The organism is Stenotrophomonas sp. Pemsol, assembly GCF_003586545.1.
GTDB lineage: Bacteria > Pseudomonadota > Gammaproteobacteria > Xanthomonadales > Xanthomonadaceae > Stenotrophomonas > Stenotrophomonas sepilia.
Window position 1 is genome coordinate 4,279,494 of record NZ_CP025780.1, and the last position, 16,834, is coordinate 4,296,327.

Below are 16,834 nucleotides of genomic sequence, written 5' to 3' on the forward strand. Positions count from 1 at the left end.
CGATTCCACTTTCCAGGCCCGCCCGCGCGGGCCTTTTTCATGGGTGAAACATGCAACCGACAACCCTGCAGGCCATCCAGGCGCACGCCGTGGCCGAGTACCCGCGCGAATGCTGCGGGCTGATCGTGGCCATTGAAGGCCACGAACGCTATCTTCCCTGCCGCAACGTGGCAGCCACGCCCAGCGAGCATTTCCGCCTGCCGGCTGAGGACTATGCCGTGGCCGAGGACAAGGGCGAGGTGCTGGCCCTGGTCCACAGCCATCCCGATGCTGCCGCAACGCCATCGGATGCAGACCGGGTCATGTGCGAGCGCAGCGGGCTGACCTGGCACATCGTCAGCGTCGGCCAGGTGGCCGGCGAGGCGCCGCTGTGCGGTGACCTGCAGACGCTGCATCCCTCGGGCTATGCGGCACCGCTGGTCGGCCGCCAGTTTGCCCACGGCGTGCTGGACTGCTACAGCCTGGTCCGCGATTTCCATGCACGCGAACTGGGCATTCCGCTGTCCGAGTACGAACGCCAGGACGACTGGTGGAGCCACGGCCAGGACCTGTACAGCCTTGAACGGCTGCACGCCGAGGGTTTCGACCTGATCGAGGGCGAGCCGCAGCGGGGCGACATGATCCTGATGCAGATCCGCTCGCCGGTCACCAACCACGCGGGCATCTACCTCGGCGACGGGCAGATGCTGCATCACCTGCATGGCCGCCTGTCCGAGACCGTGCCGTACGGCGGCATGTGGGCCGAGCGCACCCGTTGCATCGTGCGCCATCGCGAGGTGCGCCATGACTGACCGTCTTCGTACGATCCGCTTGTACGGCAAGCTGGGTGCCCGCTTCGGGCGCAGGTTCCGGCTGGCGGTGAACAGCCCGGCCGAGGCCGTGCATGCGCTGTGCACGATGCTGCCTGGCTTCCAGCAGTACCTGATGGGCGCAAAGGCCAAGGGCATGGAATTTGCCGTGTTCAACGGCCGGCAGAACCTGTCGCGGGATCAGCTGCACGACCCGCCGGGACAGGATGACATCCGTATTGCGCCGGTGATGGTGGGGAGCAAGCGGGGCGGCGTACTGCAGACGATCATGGGCGTCGTGCTGATTGTCATCGGTGCCGTCATGAATGCTTACGCACCAGGGAGCGGCGCGGGAGTCATGACGTCGGGTATTGGCATGGTTGCTGGCGGTGTCGTGCAGATGCTCTCCCCCCAGCCAAAAGGCCTGGGCGCCAAGGACACGCCCGAAAACGCACCCAGCTACAGCATGAACGGCACCGTCAACACGCAGGCGCAAGGCAACCCCGTGCCGGTTGCCTATGGCGGCCATGACAGCAAGGGCATGTTCATCGGCTCGGCCGTGATCAGCGGCGGCATCCTGGCGGAGGACCAGTTTTGAATCAGATCACTCATTCCACGCCGCGCACGCGCGGTGCAGCTGCGCCAGTACTGGCGGGCGCCAAGAAGGGCGCGAGCAACGCCCGAACCCCGGTCGAAACCGCCGACAGCCTGCACTCGATGGCGGTGGCCCGCATCATCGACCTCGCCAGCGAAGGCGAGATCCGTGGCCTGGTCGCCGGCAAGCAGTCGATCTACCTGGACCAGGTGCCGATCGAGAATCCGGACGGCACGCTGAACTTCTCGGGCGTGGACGTGCAGACGCGTTCCGGTACCCAGGACCAGGAGCACATCAGTGGCTTCCCTTCCATCGAGAACGAAGTCGGCGTCAATGTCGAGCTGCGCAGCGATGCGCCGGTGGTACGCACCGTATCCGGTGCCGACCTGTCGGCCGTCCGTATCCGCTTCGCGGTGCCGGCATTGCAGAAGACCAACACTCAGAACGGTGACACTGAGGGCTACCGGATCATGTACGCGGTGGATCTGTCCACCGACGGCGGCCCGTTCAGCACGGTGCTGACCGATGCCTTCAGTGGCAAGACCACCACACAGTACGAGCGCAGCCGCCGCATCGATCTGCCTGCCGGCAACCAGTGGCAGGTGCGCATCCGCCGGCTGACCGCCAACGCCAACAGCAGCACCATCGCCGATACCATCAACGTGCTGTCGATGACCGAGATCATCGATGCCAAGCTGCGCTATCCGAACTGTGCGCTGGCGGCGGTGCAGGTCGACGCCAGCCAGTTCCAGAACATTCCCACCCGGTCCTACCAGCTGTGGGGGCGCATCGTGCGCATCCCCTCCAATTACGATCCACTCAGCCGTCTCTACAGCGGCGTCTGGGACGGCACCCTCAAGAGCGGGTGGACCAACAACCCGGCCTGGGTGTTCTTCGACATCGTCACCAACGATCGCTTCGGCCTGGGCCATCGTGTACCGCTGGACTGGGTGGACAAGTGGCGGCTCTACCAGATCGCGCGCTATTGCGATGAACTGGTCAGCGATGGCCAGGGCGGAAAGGAGCCGCGCTTCACCTGCAGCCTGTATCTGCAGACCCGCGCCGAGGCCTATCGCGTGTTGCAGGACATCGCCACCATGTTCCGCGGCATCAGCTTCTATGCGGCGGGGCAGGTGATGGCCTCGGCCGACATGCCCAAGGACCCGGTACTGACCTACAGCCAGGCCAACGTCATCGAAGGGCGCTTCCACTATGCCGGCAGCAGCCGCACGGCGCGGCACACGGTGGCGCTGGTGTCGTGGATCGATCCGGACGACTTCGGTCGCCAGAAGGTTGAAGTGGTGCAGCACTTGCCCGGCGTGGCCCGCTACGGCATCAACCAGACCGAAGTGACGGCGGTGGGCTGCCACTCGCGTTCGCAGGCGCAGCGCGTGGGCAACCACATCCTGCATACCGAGATGCTGGAAACCGAGACCATCAGCTTCTCGGTGGGCCTGGACGCGCTGGGCTGCATGCCTGGCGATGTGATCCAGGTGGCCGACCCGAACCGAGCCGGTCGCCGCAATGCGGGTCGCATCCGCAGTGCGGGTACGCGCAGCCTGGTGCTGGATCGCGTGCCGGAGCAGATCGCGGCCGGTGACACCCTGCGCGCCACCCTGCCCAGCGGGCAGACCGAAGCACGCACGGTGCAGTCGGTGGATGGCGAGACGGTGACCGTCACCGCGCCGTGGTCGGCAGTACCGGTGGCGCAGTCGGTATGGGCATTGGAATCGCCGGAGCTGGCCCTGCAGCACTATCGCGTGCTGTCGATCAGCGAAGGCGAGGACCTGACCTACCAGATCACGGCACTCAAGCACGTGCCGGGCAAGTACGCGGCCATCGACGATGGCACGCGCCTGGAGCAGGCGCCGATCAGCATCATTCCGCCCAGCGTGCAGCCGGCACCGGCCAACGTGCGGATGGCCTCGCATGTGGTGGTGGACCAGGGCATCGCCACCTCCGTGCTCACCATCGAGTGGGATGCGGCGGACAAGGCGATTGGTTACGACGTGGAATGGCGCCGTGGTGATCTCAACTGGGTGCGCGCCGGTCGCGTCGGCACGCAGAGCCTGGAAGTACGTGGCGTCTACGCGGGCGAGTACCTGGCCCGCGTAAGAGCGGTCAATGCGCTGGGCGCGGTGTCGCAGCCGACGCTCAGTGCGCTCACCACCATTGAAGGCAAGACGACGCCGCCCCCGTCGCTGGCATCGTTGACCAGCACTACCCGCCCCTTCGGCATCGCACTGTCCTGGGGCTTCCCCGCAGGTGCGACCGATACCGAACGGACCGAACTCTGGTACAGCACCGGCCCCAATCGCGAGAGCGCGATCAAGCTGGGCGACTTCGCCTACCCGCAGGCCCAGCACCAGATGAACGGCCTGGCCGCTGGCGCGCGCTTCTGGTTCTGGGGACGGCTGGTGGACCGAAGTGGCAATATCGGCCCGTGGTATCCGGCGCAAGCCGGGGTGATGGGTGAGTCGAGCAGCAACCCGGATGACTACGACGCCTACTTTGCCGGCCGCATCAACGAAAGCGCGTTGGGCCAACAGCTGAGGGGCAAGATCGAGCGCGTCACCCAAGTGCTGCCGCTGGTCTGGGATGCCGAGGCAACCTACAGCCCAGGGCAATCCGTCATCCACGACGGCAGGATCTGGAGCTGGCAGGGCGCTGCTGCAGGCAATGAAACGCCGCCGGGCAGCCACTGGAAGAACATCGGCGACGCCATCGCCGAGGCGGGCGCCATCGTCGGCCGTGTCGATCAGCTGGAAATGGACGTTACCGACGTTGATGGCAAGGTGGCCGCGCAGGGACAGAAGGTCGATGGCCTGTTCGCCCAGGTCAGCGACCACACTGCCGGTGAGGAGGACTACAACGTCGGCGAGAACGATGTCAGCGCCGGTGCCATCACCGTCTACAGCGTGATGGCTGAGAAGGACGCGGCACTGGCCAAACGTGTGGATACGGTCGAAGCGTCCATCGAGGGTGTACCCGGCAAGATCGAGGGTGTCAGTGCTGCGGTCCAGCAGGTCTCGCAGGCGGTGGTCAACCTGGATGGCAAGGTCAGCGCGACCTATACGGTCAAGGCGCAGATCAACAGTGCCGGACAGATCTACATGGCCGGCATGGGTCTGGGTGTCGAGCAGCAGCCTGATGGCAGCTATCAGAGTCAGATCCTGATGCAGGCTGATCGCTTCGCGTTGTTGAACACCAACAGCGGCCAGGTCAGTGCGCCCTTCGTGGTGCAGGGCGGGCAGACCTTCATCAGCCAGGCACTGATCGGCAACGGTTGGATCCAGAACGCCATGATCGGCGACGTGATCCAATCCAACGCGATCGGCGCCGGCGGGCAGCCGCGTTGGAGGCTCGACAAGAACGGCACGTTGACGATGAACGGCCCCGAGAACGGCGGCCGCCTGACCATCAATGACAGTGTCATCCAAGTTTACGACAGCAACGGCCGCGTCCGCGTCCGCATGGGGATCTGGTAATGGCAACCGGTATGCAGATATTCGGCCCGGACGGGCAGATGTGGTTCGACACCAATGATCGCGCCGGCAAAGTAATGGGTGAGATGCACGTCAGCAGCAGTTCCAGCATCTACGTGGGCATGGCGGGCATGGGACAGCCGTTTGCGATCCTGCCCAGCACGTTCTGGGACAGCTGGCAGGACATGAATGGAAACCAGTTCTCCGCACCGAACATGGCATTCATCACCTTCAACAAAGCGGGTGCCGCTGATGGGGACTATCTCACGCTCAGTTTCACCTTCATGACGACCACCAATCCCAATGCCTATCTCTTCTACGGGAGTTTCTGATGACCGTCGGCCTTGAAGTGACCAACGACAGTGGTGTTCCCGTTCTGGTCAACGCACATGCACTTGCCTTCTTTGCGGCAGGGAAGGGTGTGGAGACCATTGGCAGTAATACTTCGCCGCTGGGACAAAGCGGTTCTGTCAGCCTTCCGGCGCAGAGTGTGCCGTACCTGGTGTTCATCCGGTGCAATGGCGGCTCCACGCGGATTTCCACCGGCACTGCAGGTTTCAGCTGGAACATGGCCCAGGGCACCACCAGCTTCGAATGGTGGGCATGGGGACATGCGGTTCCCAGTAGCAATACTGGCATGCAGGTATACAACGCTGATGGCTCGCTGCAGTGGGACATGAGCAGTCGTCCACTGCGCATGGCAGGCCTGGTCGATACGACCGGGGCCCGGCCACCACTTCCCAGCGAAATGTCGAACGAGAACATTCTCACGGGCGATCTGATCAATGGTCCAGGGAGCAATCTTGCCTACCTGCTCTCGGACATCGGACTCTGTCACGACGTCTACGCGATGCCCAGCGGCAACCCCACCATCCGTACCAACATGCGCTACTCGGCAGCCATCAGTACGCCGAATGCATCGCAGATGCGAGTCAACTTCACCCGGCGGGCTGCCAATCGCCAGCGTTCTCTCAGTGGTGCGTCTTACCAGACGTTCGCCTCGCGTCTGCCAAGCTTCGTCCTTGCGGCTTACACTTACTGAGGGGAGATTACCGACGCGGCCGGCCATTTGAGCCGCCCGGCCGCTTCCCGTAGACTGCGCCCCTCTCAAGCTCCTCGACGCCCGCACTGCAGTGATCACGCCACCCTGACCCTTGCCGCCCATCGGTAGCCGGCCCGCCCGGCTCAGGAACCCGCGTCTTTCCACTGCAGCGCCATGCGGCCACGCCCGCGTGCGCGCGGAGTTTTTCCATGCAAACGTCCTACCCCCTGCGCCAGCAATGGCTCGGCAACATCCGTGGTGATCTGCTGTCCGGCATGGTCGTCGCCCTGGCCCTGATTCCCGAGGCCATCGCCTTCTCGCTCATCGCCGGCGTTGACCCCAAGGTCGGCCTGTACGCCGCGTTTTCCATCGCGGTGGTCACCGCCATCGCTGGCGGCCGGCCGGGCATGATCTCCGCCGCCACCGGTGCAATGGCGCTGGTGATGGTCGACCTGGTCAAGGACCATGGCCTGCAGTACCTGTTCGCCGCCAGCATCCTGGCCGGCCTGCTGCAGGTGCTGGCCGGTGTGTTCAAGCTTGGGTCGCTGATGCGATTCGTCTCGCGCTCGGTCATCACCGGCTTCGTCAACGCGCTGGCGATCCTGATCTTCCTGGCGCAGATGCCGGAACTGATCGGCCACGGCCCCACCGTCTACGTGCTGTGTGCCGCCGCGCTGGCGATCATCTACCTGCTGCCGCGCCTCACCCGCGCTGTGCCTTCGCCGCTGGTGGCAATCGTCGTGCTCACCGCCGTAGTGATCGGCTTTGGCGTGGACGTGCGCAGTGTTGGCGACATGGGCCAGCTGCCGGACAGCCTACCGCAGTTCCTCATCCCCGATGTACCGCTCAGCTGGGAAACGCTGCGCATCCTGCTGCCGGTGTCGGCCACGCTGGCCGTGGTCGGCTTGCTCGAATCGATGATGACCCTGCAGATCGTCGAGGACATCACCGAGACGCCCAGCGAGCGCAACCGCGAGTGCGTTGGCCAGGGCGTGGCCAACACGGTCACCGGTTTCCTCGGCGGCATGGCCGGCTGCGCGATGATCGGCCAGTCGGTCATCAACGTGACGTCTGGTGGCCGCGGCCGCCTGTCCTGCCTGGTGGCCGGCGTGCTGCTGCTGGTGCTGGTGGTGTACGGCAGCGACCTGGTGCGGCAGATCCCGATGGCCGCGCTGGTGGCGGTGATGATCATGGTCAGCATCGGCACTTTCAGCTGGCGCTCGCTGCGCGACCTGCGCACGCATCCGCGCAGTTCCTCGGCCGTGATGTTGCTGACCGTAGTGGTCACCTTGGCCACCCACGACCTGGCCAAGGGCGTGCTCAGTGGCGTGCTGCTGTCGGCGCTGTTCTTCGCCCGCAAGGTCGGCCGCATGCTGGATGTGCAGCGCGAGGATGCCGCAGACACGCAGGTCTACCGCGTACGCGGGCAGGTTTTCTTTGCGTCCGCTGGCCAGCTGGGCGCCGCCTTCGACTACCAGCACGTGGCGCCGAAGGTGCAGATCGACCTGCGTGACGCCCACCTCTGGGACCTGACCGCAGTGGCCGCGCTGGAACGTGCGCAGGAAAAGCTGGCTGCGCATGGGGCGGAGGTGACGGTGGTGGGACTCAATGCGGCCAGCCAGACGCTGGTCGAGCTGGTGGGCGGGCGCGCGGGCGGGCATTGAGGCTTACGCGTCCTGCTTCTGCGACGAGGTGCACGCATTCTGAATCCGGTCAGGCACCTGAAACCGGCGCCGTCGTAGCATTGCCCGCGTGATGGGGGTCGATGGACGGCCCCTTCCTGCCGGCACCCGCTGGCGACACGCAAGGGAGAAACAGGCAATGCAGGCAATGGACGCGCTCGGGCGCAACGAACGGGTCGGCGTCGGCCGTGGGTGCTGGAAGGTGTTGGCCCTGTGCCTGGCGCTCACCGCATGCCAAGCGCCTTCTTCCCAGGCAGCGGCCGATACGGCTGCGCCCGTGTCGATCGCCGCAGCATCGCCGGCAGCTCCTCCCGGCCCGGCATCCGCAGATTCTCCGCGGTACCCGGATACGTCCTATAGCGAAGGTACGCTGCGCCCCGCCTATGGCTGGTGTGTGGATGGGGTGGAAGATGCAGGCAAGCTCCAGGCCTGCGGCAAGGACGAACTCGCCTACCAGCAAGCGCGTCTCGAAGCGGCGGCCAGCAAGGCGCTGGCCGGGCTCGACGCCGCTGCCCAGACGGCGTTCCAGGCCAGCCAGGCGAGCTGGCGCAGCGATACAGACCGTTATTGCCGCGATGTTCCCAATGGCAGCGTGCAGCAGCTGCAGGGCGCGCAGGAATGCCGCCTGTACCGTGTTGCCAACCGTGCCGACCAGTTGCTGGCGCAGAGCGCGCCGCCGGATACCTCGTATACCCAGGCAACGCTGCGTCCGGAATACACCCGTTGCGTGCAAGACGCCCGCGGCATGGACGACCAGCTGGAAGCCTGCGATACGGCCGAGCTCGCCCACCACAAGGCGCTGCTGGAAGCACAGGTCGCGCGACTGATGGACGGCGCCGACGGCCCGGCCAAGGACCGCTGGATGGACGAGCAGGCCAACTGGGTCGCAGAGACGGACAAAAAGTGCAGCCAGGCCACTGACAGCGTGGGCCCGGCGTTGGATGCACAGTTGTGCTTCATCAATCGTTATGCCAACCGTGTGGCGGAACTGCAGAAGGGCGTGCTGGCGCGATGACGAGCCTCGATGCCGGCATTGCAGGGGGCCTCGACGCCGATCCGAAAGCCCGTCTGCTGGCAGCGCAACGGAATTGACTGCGATCAAGTCTTCAAGATGTTCTTGAGACGGCAGTTTCGTTGAGGTTCGTGAGTGTTGGGCATCATGTGAGCGACCTCAACATACGAATTCGCGAACGCGATCGCGAGGACGTTGCGCCGTGCAGATTGCAGTTGGGACAAGGTGCACGCATTCCGAATCCAGTCAGGCATCTGAAATCCACGCTCGCGTAGCATGCGTTTCCTGATGGGGCCGATGGACGGCCCCGCGTTGACCGGCCACGCGCCTGGATGCCAAGGAGATGCAAGCAATGCAGGGAACGAACCACCTTCCAGCGGCCCCCCGTGAAACGTTCGGCAAGGTTGGGGCCATCGCCCTTGCGCTGGTCTTTGGCCTCAGCCTGGCGGCATGCCAGGCCAAGAGCCCGGAGGCGTATACGGCAGCTGCCCCCGCGGCCGCCGCGCCGGCCACTGCATCGCCGCCCGCCACTGCAGAGCCTGCACGTGCCGCACCTGCCACGACGGCGGCCGATGCCGATGACCAGGACATGCCGCCGCGGCGCCCGGATGATTCCTACAACAAGGCGACGCTGCGGCCGCAGTACGCCACGTGCGTGAAGTCCAGCGGCGGCGAGACACCGGCACTGCAGGCGTGCGGCGATGAGGAGCTTGCCTGGCAGGAGCAGCGACTCGAGCAGGCCTTCATGAAGATCGTCGACGGCCCCGATGGCAAGGACAAGGACAGGCTGATGGACGAGCAGGCCGCCTACATGTCCGATACCAATCGCTACTGCTGCTGGAACCCTGCCGAAGACGGGCAGGGGCAGATGCTGGACGCGCAGTCCTGCCGGATCAATCGCACTGCCAACCGTGCCGATGTGCTGCAGGCACTGACCTCGAAGTAGTTCCGCGCAAAGGAGTACAGGACGATGGATGCAGCGCGCCCAAGCCGGCCTGAAGCCATTGTTCGCCAACCCGCAGGAAGCCGAGCGTGCGGCCGGCCAGTTGGCCTATGAAAGCAAGGTGTCCGGCATGCGCCAGATCGACCACGTCGTGGCCCGCCCCGACGGCACCGGCCTGTTCGCGGTGCAGGGTGAGCTGGGCGATCCGGCGGCGCAGCGGACCTACGTCGACCGCCAGCAGGCGGTATCGCACTCGGTCGAGGCCAGCAGCCGGCAGAGCGAGGCGCTGGACAGCCAGTTCAACCAGCGTGCGCAGGAACAGCAGCAGGAACAGGTGCGCAACCGCGGGTTGTAAGCCACGCGGCGTCCCGGGGCCGGTCGAACGGCCCCGGAGCCACCCGCCGCCATTCAGCCGTCCGGTGTAAACTATTGATCTCACTGGCAATGCCAGTCTCCGCGATCAACACCTCGATGACGTCCGCCACCGCCCGTTACGCCGATTCCCTGCGCCTGTCCGTTGCCCCCATGATGGACTGGACTGACCGCCATTGCCGCGTGTTCCATCGCGTGCTGGCACCGGGCGTGCGCCTGTACACGGAAATGGTGCACGCCAATGCGGTCATCCACGGTGATCGCGAGCGCCTGCTCGGCTTCGACCGCAGCGAGCAGCCGTTGGCGCTGCAGCTGGGGGGCAGCGACCCGGCGCTGCTGGCGCAGGCCGCGCGCATCGCCGCGGAGTGGGGCTACGACGAGGTCAACCTCAACTGCGGCTGTCCGTCCGACCGCGTGCAGGCGGGGCGTTTCGGCGCCTGCCTGATGCGCGAGCCGGCGCTGGTAGCCGACTGCGTGGCGGCGATGGTCGACGCGATCGGGATCCCGGTGACGGTGAAGTGCCGCTTGGGCGTGGACGAGGACAACGACTATGACGTGTTCGCCGCCTTCGTCGACCGCCAGGTCGCCGCCGGTGCCGCAATGGTGGTGGTGCATGCGCGCAACGCGTGGCTGAAGGGCCTGTCGCCGAAGGAGAACCGCGAGGTTCCGCCACTGAAGTACGACTGGGCCTACCGCCTGAAGCAGGAGCGCCCGGCGCTGCCGGTGGTGCTCAATGGCGGCCTGGCCACCATCGAGGCGGTACAGGCGCAGGCCGCGCACGTCGATGGCGTGATGCTGGGCCGCGCGGCCTACCACGACCCCTACCTGCTGCATCAGCTGGAGGCGCTGCAGACCGGCGCCCCGCTGCAGGCCCGTGGCGACCTGCTGCGCACGCTGCGTCCCTACGTGGAAGCGCGCCTGGGCGAAGGCCTGGCACTGAAGCACATCACCCGCCACCTGCTCGGCCTGTTCCACGGCCAGCCCGGTGGCCGCGCGTTCCGCCAGGTGCTGAGCGAGGGCGCGCACCGCCCGGGCGCCGACTGGAGCCTGGTCGAGCAGGCGCTGTCGGTCACTGAGCGCGAAGCTGATCGCGCCGCAGCGTGACCGCAGTCACATTCCTGACTTGACAAGGGACGGCGATTCGTCCCGAATGTTCACCTAGCTGAACATCACAGGGCTGCGGCCGGAAAAGTTCAGACCGGATTCACTGCCTCAAACCAAGAATTTGCAAAGGAATTGTAAAGGCCGGGTCCCGCACCCGGCTCCCGGATTTACGACTTTTGAACGAATCGCCGTGCTCGGCTAGGATCGCATCGATGTCTTCCGCTCCCTTCCATTGCCGCATTGCCCTGGCCACCTGCGTGGTGCTGTCGGCTGCGCCGCTGTCTTCGGCGCTGGCGCAACAGCCACCGCGCGGCGAGCAGGCACGGGCGGAAATGATGGATCGGGGAGAGCGTGGCAACCGTGGCGACGAGCGTTCGCTGTCCGACGCCGTGCGCCGCGTGCAGCGCAGCACCGGCGGCCACATCCTCGGCGCCGAGCGCGTGCCGTTCGATGGTCGTGATATCAACCGGGTGAAGTACATGGACGACCGGGGCCGGGTCCGCTACATGGACGACCCCGCCCCGTCGCGTTCACAGCCGCGCACGCCGCGGTCGGATATGTCATCACTACGCGGCGATAACCCCTGAACAGGGATAGTCGTCGCTATCAACCCGTACCCCACAGGCCTCCGGGCCACACCCAGGACACTAGGGAGAGTTCATGCGTATCCTTCTGGTCGAAGACGAAGCCCCGCTGCGTGAGACCCTGGCAGCCCGGCTCAAGCGCGAAGGCTTTGCCGTCGATGCTGCGCAGGACGGCGAGGAAGGCCTCTACATGGGGCGCGAAGTCCCGTTCGATGTCGGCATCATCGACCTCGGCCTGCCCAAGATGTCGGGCATGGAGCTGATCAAGGCCCTGCGTGACGAAGGCAAGAAGTTCCCGGTACTGATCCTGACCGCGCGTTCGAGCTGGCAGGACAAGGTCGAGGGCCTGAAGCAGGGCGCCGACGATTACCTGGTCAAGCCGTTCCACGTCGAAGAGCTGCTGGCCCGCGTCAACGCGCTGCTGCGCCGCGCCGCCGGCTGGAGCAAGCCGACCCTGGAATGCGGCCCGGTCGCCCTGGACCTTGCTGCGCAGACGGTCAGCGTGGCCGGCAGCAATGTCGACCTGACCAGCTACGAGTACAAGGTGCTGGAGTATCTGATGATGCATGCCGGTGAACTGGTCTCCAAGGCCGACCTCACCGAACACATCTACCAGCAGGACTTCGACCGCGACTCCAACGTGCTGGAGGTCTTCATCGGCCGCCTGCGCAAGAAGCTGGACCCGGATGGCGAACTGAAGCCGATCGAGACCGTGCGCGGTCGCGGCTACCGTTTCGCGATCCCGCGCAACGAGGGCTGAGCCGGCTCACCCTGGCGATAACACGATGTCCGGCCGTCTGTGGTTCTTCCGACGCTGGCGGCCGCGCTCACTGCAGGCGCGCCAGATGCTCGCCGCGTCCGTGGGCCTGGTGGCGTTCCTGGCGCTGGCCGGCTACGCGCTCGACGCCGCCTTCGCCGATACGGCGAAGGCGAACCTGCGTGAGCGCCTGAAGAACTACGCCACCTCCTACGCGGCCGGCATCGACTTCACCCGCGACCGCTCGCTGTACATCCGCGAGCAGCCGCCGGATTCACGCTTCGACGTACCCGGCAGTGGCCTGTACCTGCAGGTGGTGATGCCGCACGGCAAGGGCAATTCGATGTCCGCCGAAGGGCCCATGCTGCCCACCGTGGGCGGCGGCCTGCTGGCGCCGCGCCAGGAAGTGTTCGAAGGCCCGCTGCCGATGATCCAGATCGATGGCAGCCAGGGCTCGGTGTACCGCTATGGCCTGGGCCTGGTGTGGGGCGCCGACGCCGACCCCGCCACTGAATTCCCGTACACCATCTACGTGATGGAAGACTCGCGCGCGCTGGGTGCGCAGCTGCGCGTGTTCCGTGGCCGCGTCTGGTTCTACCTGGGCGGCATCGGCCTGATCCTGCTGCTGCTGCAGACCGTCATCCTGCAGTGGAGCCTGCGCCCCTTGCGCCGGGTGATCACCGAGCTGACCAAGGTGCAGCGCGGCGAGACCGAGCGCATGAGCGAGCGCCACCCGCGCGAGCTGGAACCGCTGACCGACAGCATCAACGCCTTCATCGAAAGCGAGCGCGAGAACCTCGAGCGCCAGCGCAATACGCTTGCCGATCTGGCGCACAGCCTGAAAACGCCAATCGCGGTACTGCGCACGCAGATGGACAGCGGCGCCGGCGACGGTGCGCTGCGCGAAGAACTGGACGTGCAGCTGCAGCGCATGAACAACCTGGTTTCGTACCAGCTGGCACGCGCGGCCTCGTCGGGCCACAAGCTGTTCTCCGCACCGCTGCCGATCGAGTCCAACGCCGAGGAAATCGTGCGTGGCCTGGAAAAGGTCTACGCCTCCAAGGGCGTGCTGTGCGAATTCGATATCGACCCGGTCGCACGCTTCCACGGCGAACCGGGCGACCTGCAGGAACTGCTCGGCAACCTGCTGGAGAACGCCTTCAAGTGGGCCAACCGCCGCGTGCTGTTGACCGCGCAGCCGCTGCCGGCGCCGAACGCACGCCGTGCCGGCCTGTTGCTGGCGGTGGACGACGATGGCCCGGGCATCGCCCCGGACGACATCGGCAAGGTGCTGCAGCGTGGCGTGCGTGGCGACGAGCGCGTGCAGGGCCACGGCATCGGCCTGTCGATCGTGCAGGACCTGATCAAGGACTACCGCGGCGAACTGACCGTGGGCCGTTCAGCCGAACTGGGTGGCGCCCGCTTCGAAGTGCGCTTGCCGCCGGGGCCGTAAGCCGCGCATTCCCGTCCGCCGGGCATTGCCTGGCGCAACAACGCAGGGTGTTCCGGTAGTGCCGGCCGCTGGCCGGCAACCTCATGATCTTCGGTAGCCTTGCTTGGTTGCCGGCCAGCGGCCGGCACTACCGAAATTCGATCTTCGGCGGCTCGCCATAGAACCGCCGCAGCTGCGCGGCGACCTCGGGCAACGCCTGCTGCAGCAGATCCGGTGCCGAGAAGTGGTACTCGCTGGCTACCGCGAAGAACTCTTCCGGCGCCTCGGCCGCATACGGATCGATCAGCGTCTCTTCATCTGCGTCCACCTGCGCACAGAAGGCGTCGTAGGCGCGCTGGAACGTGGCCGCCCACTCGCGCTGCCATTGCCGCGGCAGCGGCGGTGTGCCGTCCATCGCACCATCCAGTGCATCGAGCTTGTGCACCATCTCATGTACCGCCACGCAGTAGCCGTCGTGCGGCGCGGCCAGGTCGGCCTGCACATCGGCCCAGGACAGGATCAACGGACCACTGTCCCACGACTCGCCGATCAGCTCGTCATCCCACTCGTGCAACACGCCGGCCGCATCCATGTGGCTGCGGTGCACGCGGAACGCATCCGGGTAAACGATCAGCTGCGACCAGCCTTCCAGCCCCACTTCACCGAATTCCAGCAGCGGCAGGCAGCACAGCGCCGCCAGCAGCACGCCATCGCCAGCCTGCAGTTGCAGTTCACCGACAGGGGTAATGGTCTTCTCATGCAGGAAGCGCGTGGCCAGCACGCGCAGTCGCGCGCGGCGTTCGTCGTCCAGGCCGTGCAGCCAGGCCGCACGGCGGCAGGCGTCTTCCCAAAGCGCATCGTCGATCGGCCGCGGCGAGGGCCGCAGCCACTGCAGCAACGACTTGATCAGCGGAACATTCCCGGCAGGTAGCTGTGCCACTTCGGCGCACGGATGCGCTGCAGCACGTCGTCGTCGCTGCCGCCGCCCCCGGTGCTGGTGGCACTGCTGGCCGCAGGGCGTACCGGTGCCGGCTTGGTGGTCGCAGCCGAGGCGGTCGCGGTCGGCGCGCGCTGCGAGGCGGCATCACCGTTGGAGGACACGCAGGCGCCCCGGCTGTCGTCCAGCGCTGCCGTTGCAGACGCCGCGAAGGGCATCATCAGCAGGATCAGGCAATGGGCATAACGGCGCATTGACGACATCCACGTTAAGGGAGGGTGAGTTCCCGATTCTAGCCCGAACCCGGCGCCCCGTTGGAAGCCCCTGCGGAACCCAGCGTGGCAGGCGTCGCTGGCGGCTTTCCCGCATAATTCCTTCCTGACTTCGTGGAAGCTGCCGTGGACGATCGCCAATTGCTGGCCAAACTCGCTGCCGGTCGCCTGTCCGGCGACGCCCTGGCCCGAGAGCTGGGCCAGACCCGGGCGGCTGTTTGGAAGCGTATTCAAGGGCTTAGGGCCGCAGGTGTGGACATCGAGGGCCGTGCTGGCGAGGGCTATGGCCTGACCCGCCCGGTCGACCTGCTGGACCCGGCGGCGATCCGCGCCGGCCTGCCCGCCGATGCCCAGGCCCTGCTGCACGACCTGCAGGTGGCCTGGACGGTGGACTCCACCAACGCTGAATTGCTGCGGTGCAGCGCGCCCCAGCGCGGGGTCAGCGTGCTGCTGGCCGAACGCCAGACCGGTGGCCGCGGTCGTCGTGGCCGCACCTGGGCCTCGCCGCTGGCCGCGCATATCTACCTGTCGGTGATGCGCCTGTACTCCGGCGGCCTGGGCCGCCTGGCCGGGTTGAGCCTGGTGGCCGGCATCGCCGTGGCCGAAGCGCTGCACGACCTGGGCTACACCCAAGCGCAGTTGAAGTGGCCGAACGACCTGATCGTCGATGGCAAGCGCAAGCTGGTCGGCCTGCTTGCCGAGGGCGGTGGCGAATACGCCGGCCCGGCGCGCGCGGTGATCGGCATCGGCATCAACACCCACATGCCGCCGTCGTTCGGCGAGCAGATCACCCAGCCGTGGGTGGACCTGGACACGTTGGCCGGCAAGCCGGTGGACCGCAATGGGGTGGTTGCTGCCGTGCTGGCGCGCCTGCTGCCGGCGCTGGAAGAATTCGATCGCGAAGGCCTCGCTCCGTTCCTGCCGCGCTACGCTGCCTTCGACATGCTGGCCGGCCGCGAAGTGCGCGTGGAACTGGACGGGCAGTGGCAGCACGGTACTGCGCTTGGCCTGGCTGATGACGGCGCATTGCGCGTGCGCATCGATGGCCAGGAACGCCTGCTGCACGCCGGAGAAGTCAGCGTGAGGGCGGCATGAGCGATTGGTTGTTCGACCTCGGCAACTCGCGCTTCAAGTTCGCGCCGTTGCAGGGTGACCGTGCCGGTGACGTACAGGCCTGGGCGCATGGCGCCGAAGGCATGGCCGGGCAGCCGCCGCACAGCCTGCCCAGCGGCCGCACCGCGTTCGTGGCCAGCGTGGCGGCACCGTCGCTGACCAGCGCGATGCTGGACCAGCTGCAGCGCCGCTTCGAGCATGTGCATGTGGTGCGCACCAGCGCCGAATGCGCCGGCGTGCGCATTGCCTATGCCAGGCCGGAAAAGTTCGGCGTCGACCGCTTCCTCGCCCTGCTGGCTGCGGCCAAGGCGCAGCGCCCGGTGCTGGTGGTCGGCGTGGGCACCGCACTGACGATTGATCTGCTCGATGCCGACGGCCAGCACCACGGTGGCCGCATCTCCGCATCGCCCACCACCATGCGCGAAGCACTGCACGCGCGTGCCGTGCAGCTGCCCGCGACCGGTGGCGGCTACAGCGAGTTCGCCAACGACACCGCCGACGCGCTGGCTTCCGGCTGCGATGGCGCTGCGGTGGCGCTGATTGAACGCAGCGCACAGCACGCGCACACGCTGCTGGGCGTGGCACCGTCGCTGCTGGTGCACGGTGGCGGCGCAGCGGCGCTGATGCCGTTGCTGCCCGCTGCCGATTACCACCCCTCGCTGGTGCTGGATGGCCTCGCCCGCTGGGCGGTGCACCAGCGCGCGCGCTAGTATCCG

Annotated in this window: 17 protein-coding genes; 15 read left to right on the top strand and 2 right to left on the bottom strand. The window is 66.5% G+C overall.

From position 1 onward, the window contains the following. Positions 1–50: 50 nt before the first annotated feature. From PEM_RS19720 to PEM_RS19785, 13 genes are all read left to right on the top strand, one after another. On the top strand, positions 51–791 hold the full coding sequence (locus PEM_RS19720; protein ID WP_111128890.1) for a C40 family peptidase: 741 nt from the start codon (positions 51–53) through the stop codon (positions 789–791). Beyond that, entirely contained in the window at positions 784–1,386 is a 603-nt protein-coding gene (locus PEM_RS19725; protein WP_087921215.1) for a tail assembly protein, read from the top strand. Before PEM_RS19720 ends, PEM_RS19725 begins: the two co-directional genes overlap by 8 nt. Beyond that, the gene (locus PEM_RS19730) at positions 1,383–4,871 is read left to right on the top strand and encodes a host specificity protein J (protein WP_111128892.1); all 3,489 of its coding nucleotides are present in this window, start codon (positions 1,383–1,385) and stop codon (positions 4,869–4,871) included. Before PEM_RS19725 ends, PEM_RS19730 begins: the two co-directional genes overlap by 4 nt. Further along, positions 4,871–5,200 (top strand): hypothetical protein, encoded by a 330-nt coding sequence (locus tag PEM_RS19735; RefSeq protein ID WP_069138062.1) that lies wholly within the window; start codon positions 4,871–4,873, stop codon positions 5,198–5,200. Before PEM_RS19730 ends, PEM_RS19735 begins: the two co-directional genes overlap by 1 nt. Next, positions 5,200–5,910 (top strand): hypothetical protein, encoded by a 711-nt coding sequence (locus PEM_RS19740; protein ID WP_111128894.1) that lies wholly within the window; start codon positions 5,200–5,202, stop codon positions 5,908–5,910. The genes PEM_RS19735 and PEM_RS19740 overlap by 1 nt, the downstream gene beginning before the upstream one ends. A 209-nt stretch (positions 5,911–6,119) precedes the next feature. After that, complete coding sequence (locus PEM_RS19750) at positions 6,120–7,574, top strand: SulP family inorganic anion transporter (protein ID WP_111128896.1); 1,455 nt, start codon at positions 6,120–6,122, stop codon at positions 7,572–7,574. Between the two features lie 421 nt (positions 7,575–7,995). Next, positions 7,996–8,607, top strand: coding sequence for a lysozyme inhibitor LprI family protein (locus PEM_RS20385; protein WP_162911608.1), 612 nt, complete (start codon positions 7,996–7,998; stop codon positions 8,605–8,607). A 349-nt stretch (positions 8,608–8,956) separates the two neighbouring features. Continuing rightward, the gene (locus tag PEM_RS19760; RefSeq protein WP_095378616.1) at positions 8,957–9,550 is read left to right on the top strand and encodes a lysozyme inhibitor LprI family protein; all 594 of its coding nucleotides are present in this window, start codon (positions 8,957–8,959) and stop codon (positions 9,548–9,550) included. Between the two features lie 28 nt (positions 9,551–9,578). Then, positions 9,579–9,902 (top strand): XVIPCD domain-containing protein, encoded by a 324-nt coding sequence (locus PEM_RS19765; RefSeq protein ID WP_240431567.1) that lies wholly within the window; start codon positions 9,579–9,581, stop codon positions 9,900–9,902. Positions 9,903–9,991: 89 nt separating this feature from the next. After that, positions 9,992–11,023 carry a tRNA dihydrouridine(20/20a) synthase DusA gene (gene dusA, locus PEM_RS19770; RefSeq protein WP_111128900.1) on the top strand — a complete coding sequence of 344 codons (1,032 nt, stop codon included), beginning with the start codon at positions 9,992–9,994 and terminating at the stop codon, positions 11,021–11,023. A 212-nt stretch (positions 11,024–11,235) separates the two neighbouring features. Continuing rightward, complete coding sequence (locus PEM_RS19775) at positions 11,236–11,610, top strand: hypothetical protein (protein ID WP_005420623.1); 375 nt, start codon at positions 11,236–11,238, stop codon at positions 11,608–11,610. Between the two features lie 73 nt (positions 11,611–11,683). Next, positions 11,684–12,367, top strand: coding sequence for a response regulator transcription factor (locus PEM_RS19780; protein WP_004136763.1), 684 nt, complete (start codon positions 11,684–11,686; stop codon positions 12,365–12,367). 25 nt (positions 12,368–12,392) lie between these two features. After that, entirely contained in the window at positions 12,393–13,817 is a 1,425-nt protein-coding gene (locus PEM_RS19785; protein WP_111128902.1) for a sensor histidine kinase, read from the top strand. 127 nt (positions 13,818–13,944) lie between these two features. Here PEM_RS19785 and PEM_RS19795 read toward each other — a convergent pair whose 3' ends face one another. Further along, entirely contained in the window at positions 13,945–14,736 is a 792-nt protein-coding gene (locus tag PEM_RS19795; protein ID WP_162911609.1) for a M90 family metallopeptidase, read from the bottom strand. Beyond that, positions 14,703–14,987: a hypothetical protein gene (locus PEM_RS19800; RefSeq protein ID WP_014645622.1), complete on the bottom strand. Its 285-nt coding sequence runs from the start codon at positions 14,985–14,987 to the stop codon at positions 14,703–14,705. The genes PEM_RS19795 and PEM_RS19800 overlap by 34 nt, the downstream gene beginning before the upstream one ends. A 144-nt stretch (positions 14,988–15,131) precedes the next feature. On the opposite strand from PEM_RS19800, the gene birA reads away from it, so the two are divergent. After that, complete coding sequence (birA, locus tag PEM_RS19805; RefSeq protein ID WP_111128906.1) at positions 15,132–16,100, top strand: bifunctional biotin--[acetyl-CoA-carboxylase] ligase/biotin operon repressor BirA; 969 nt, start codon at positions 15,132–15,134, stop codon at positions 16,098–16,100. Beyond that, positions 16,097–16,828 (top strand): type III pantothenate kinase, encoded by a 732-nt coding sequence (locus PEM_RS19810; RefSeq protein WP_111128908.1) that lies wholly within the window; start codon positions 16,097–16,099, stop codon positions 16,826–16,828. Before birA ends, PEM_RS19810 begins: the two co-directional genes overlap by 4 nt. The last annotated feature ends 6 nt before the right edge of the window (positions 16,829–16,834 follow it).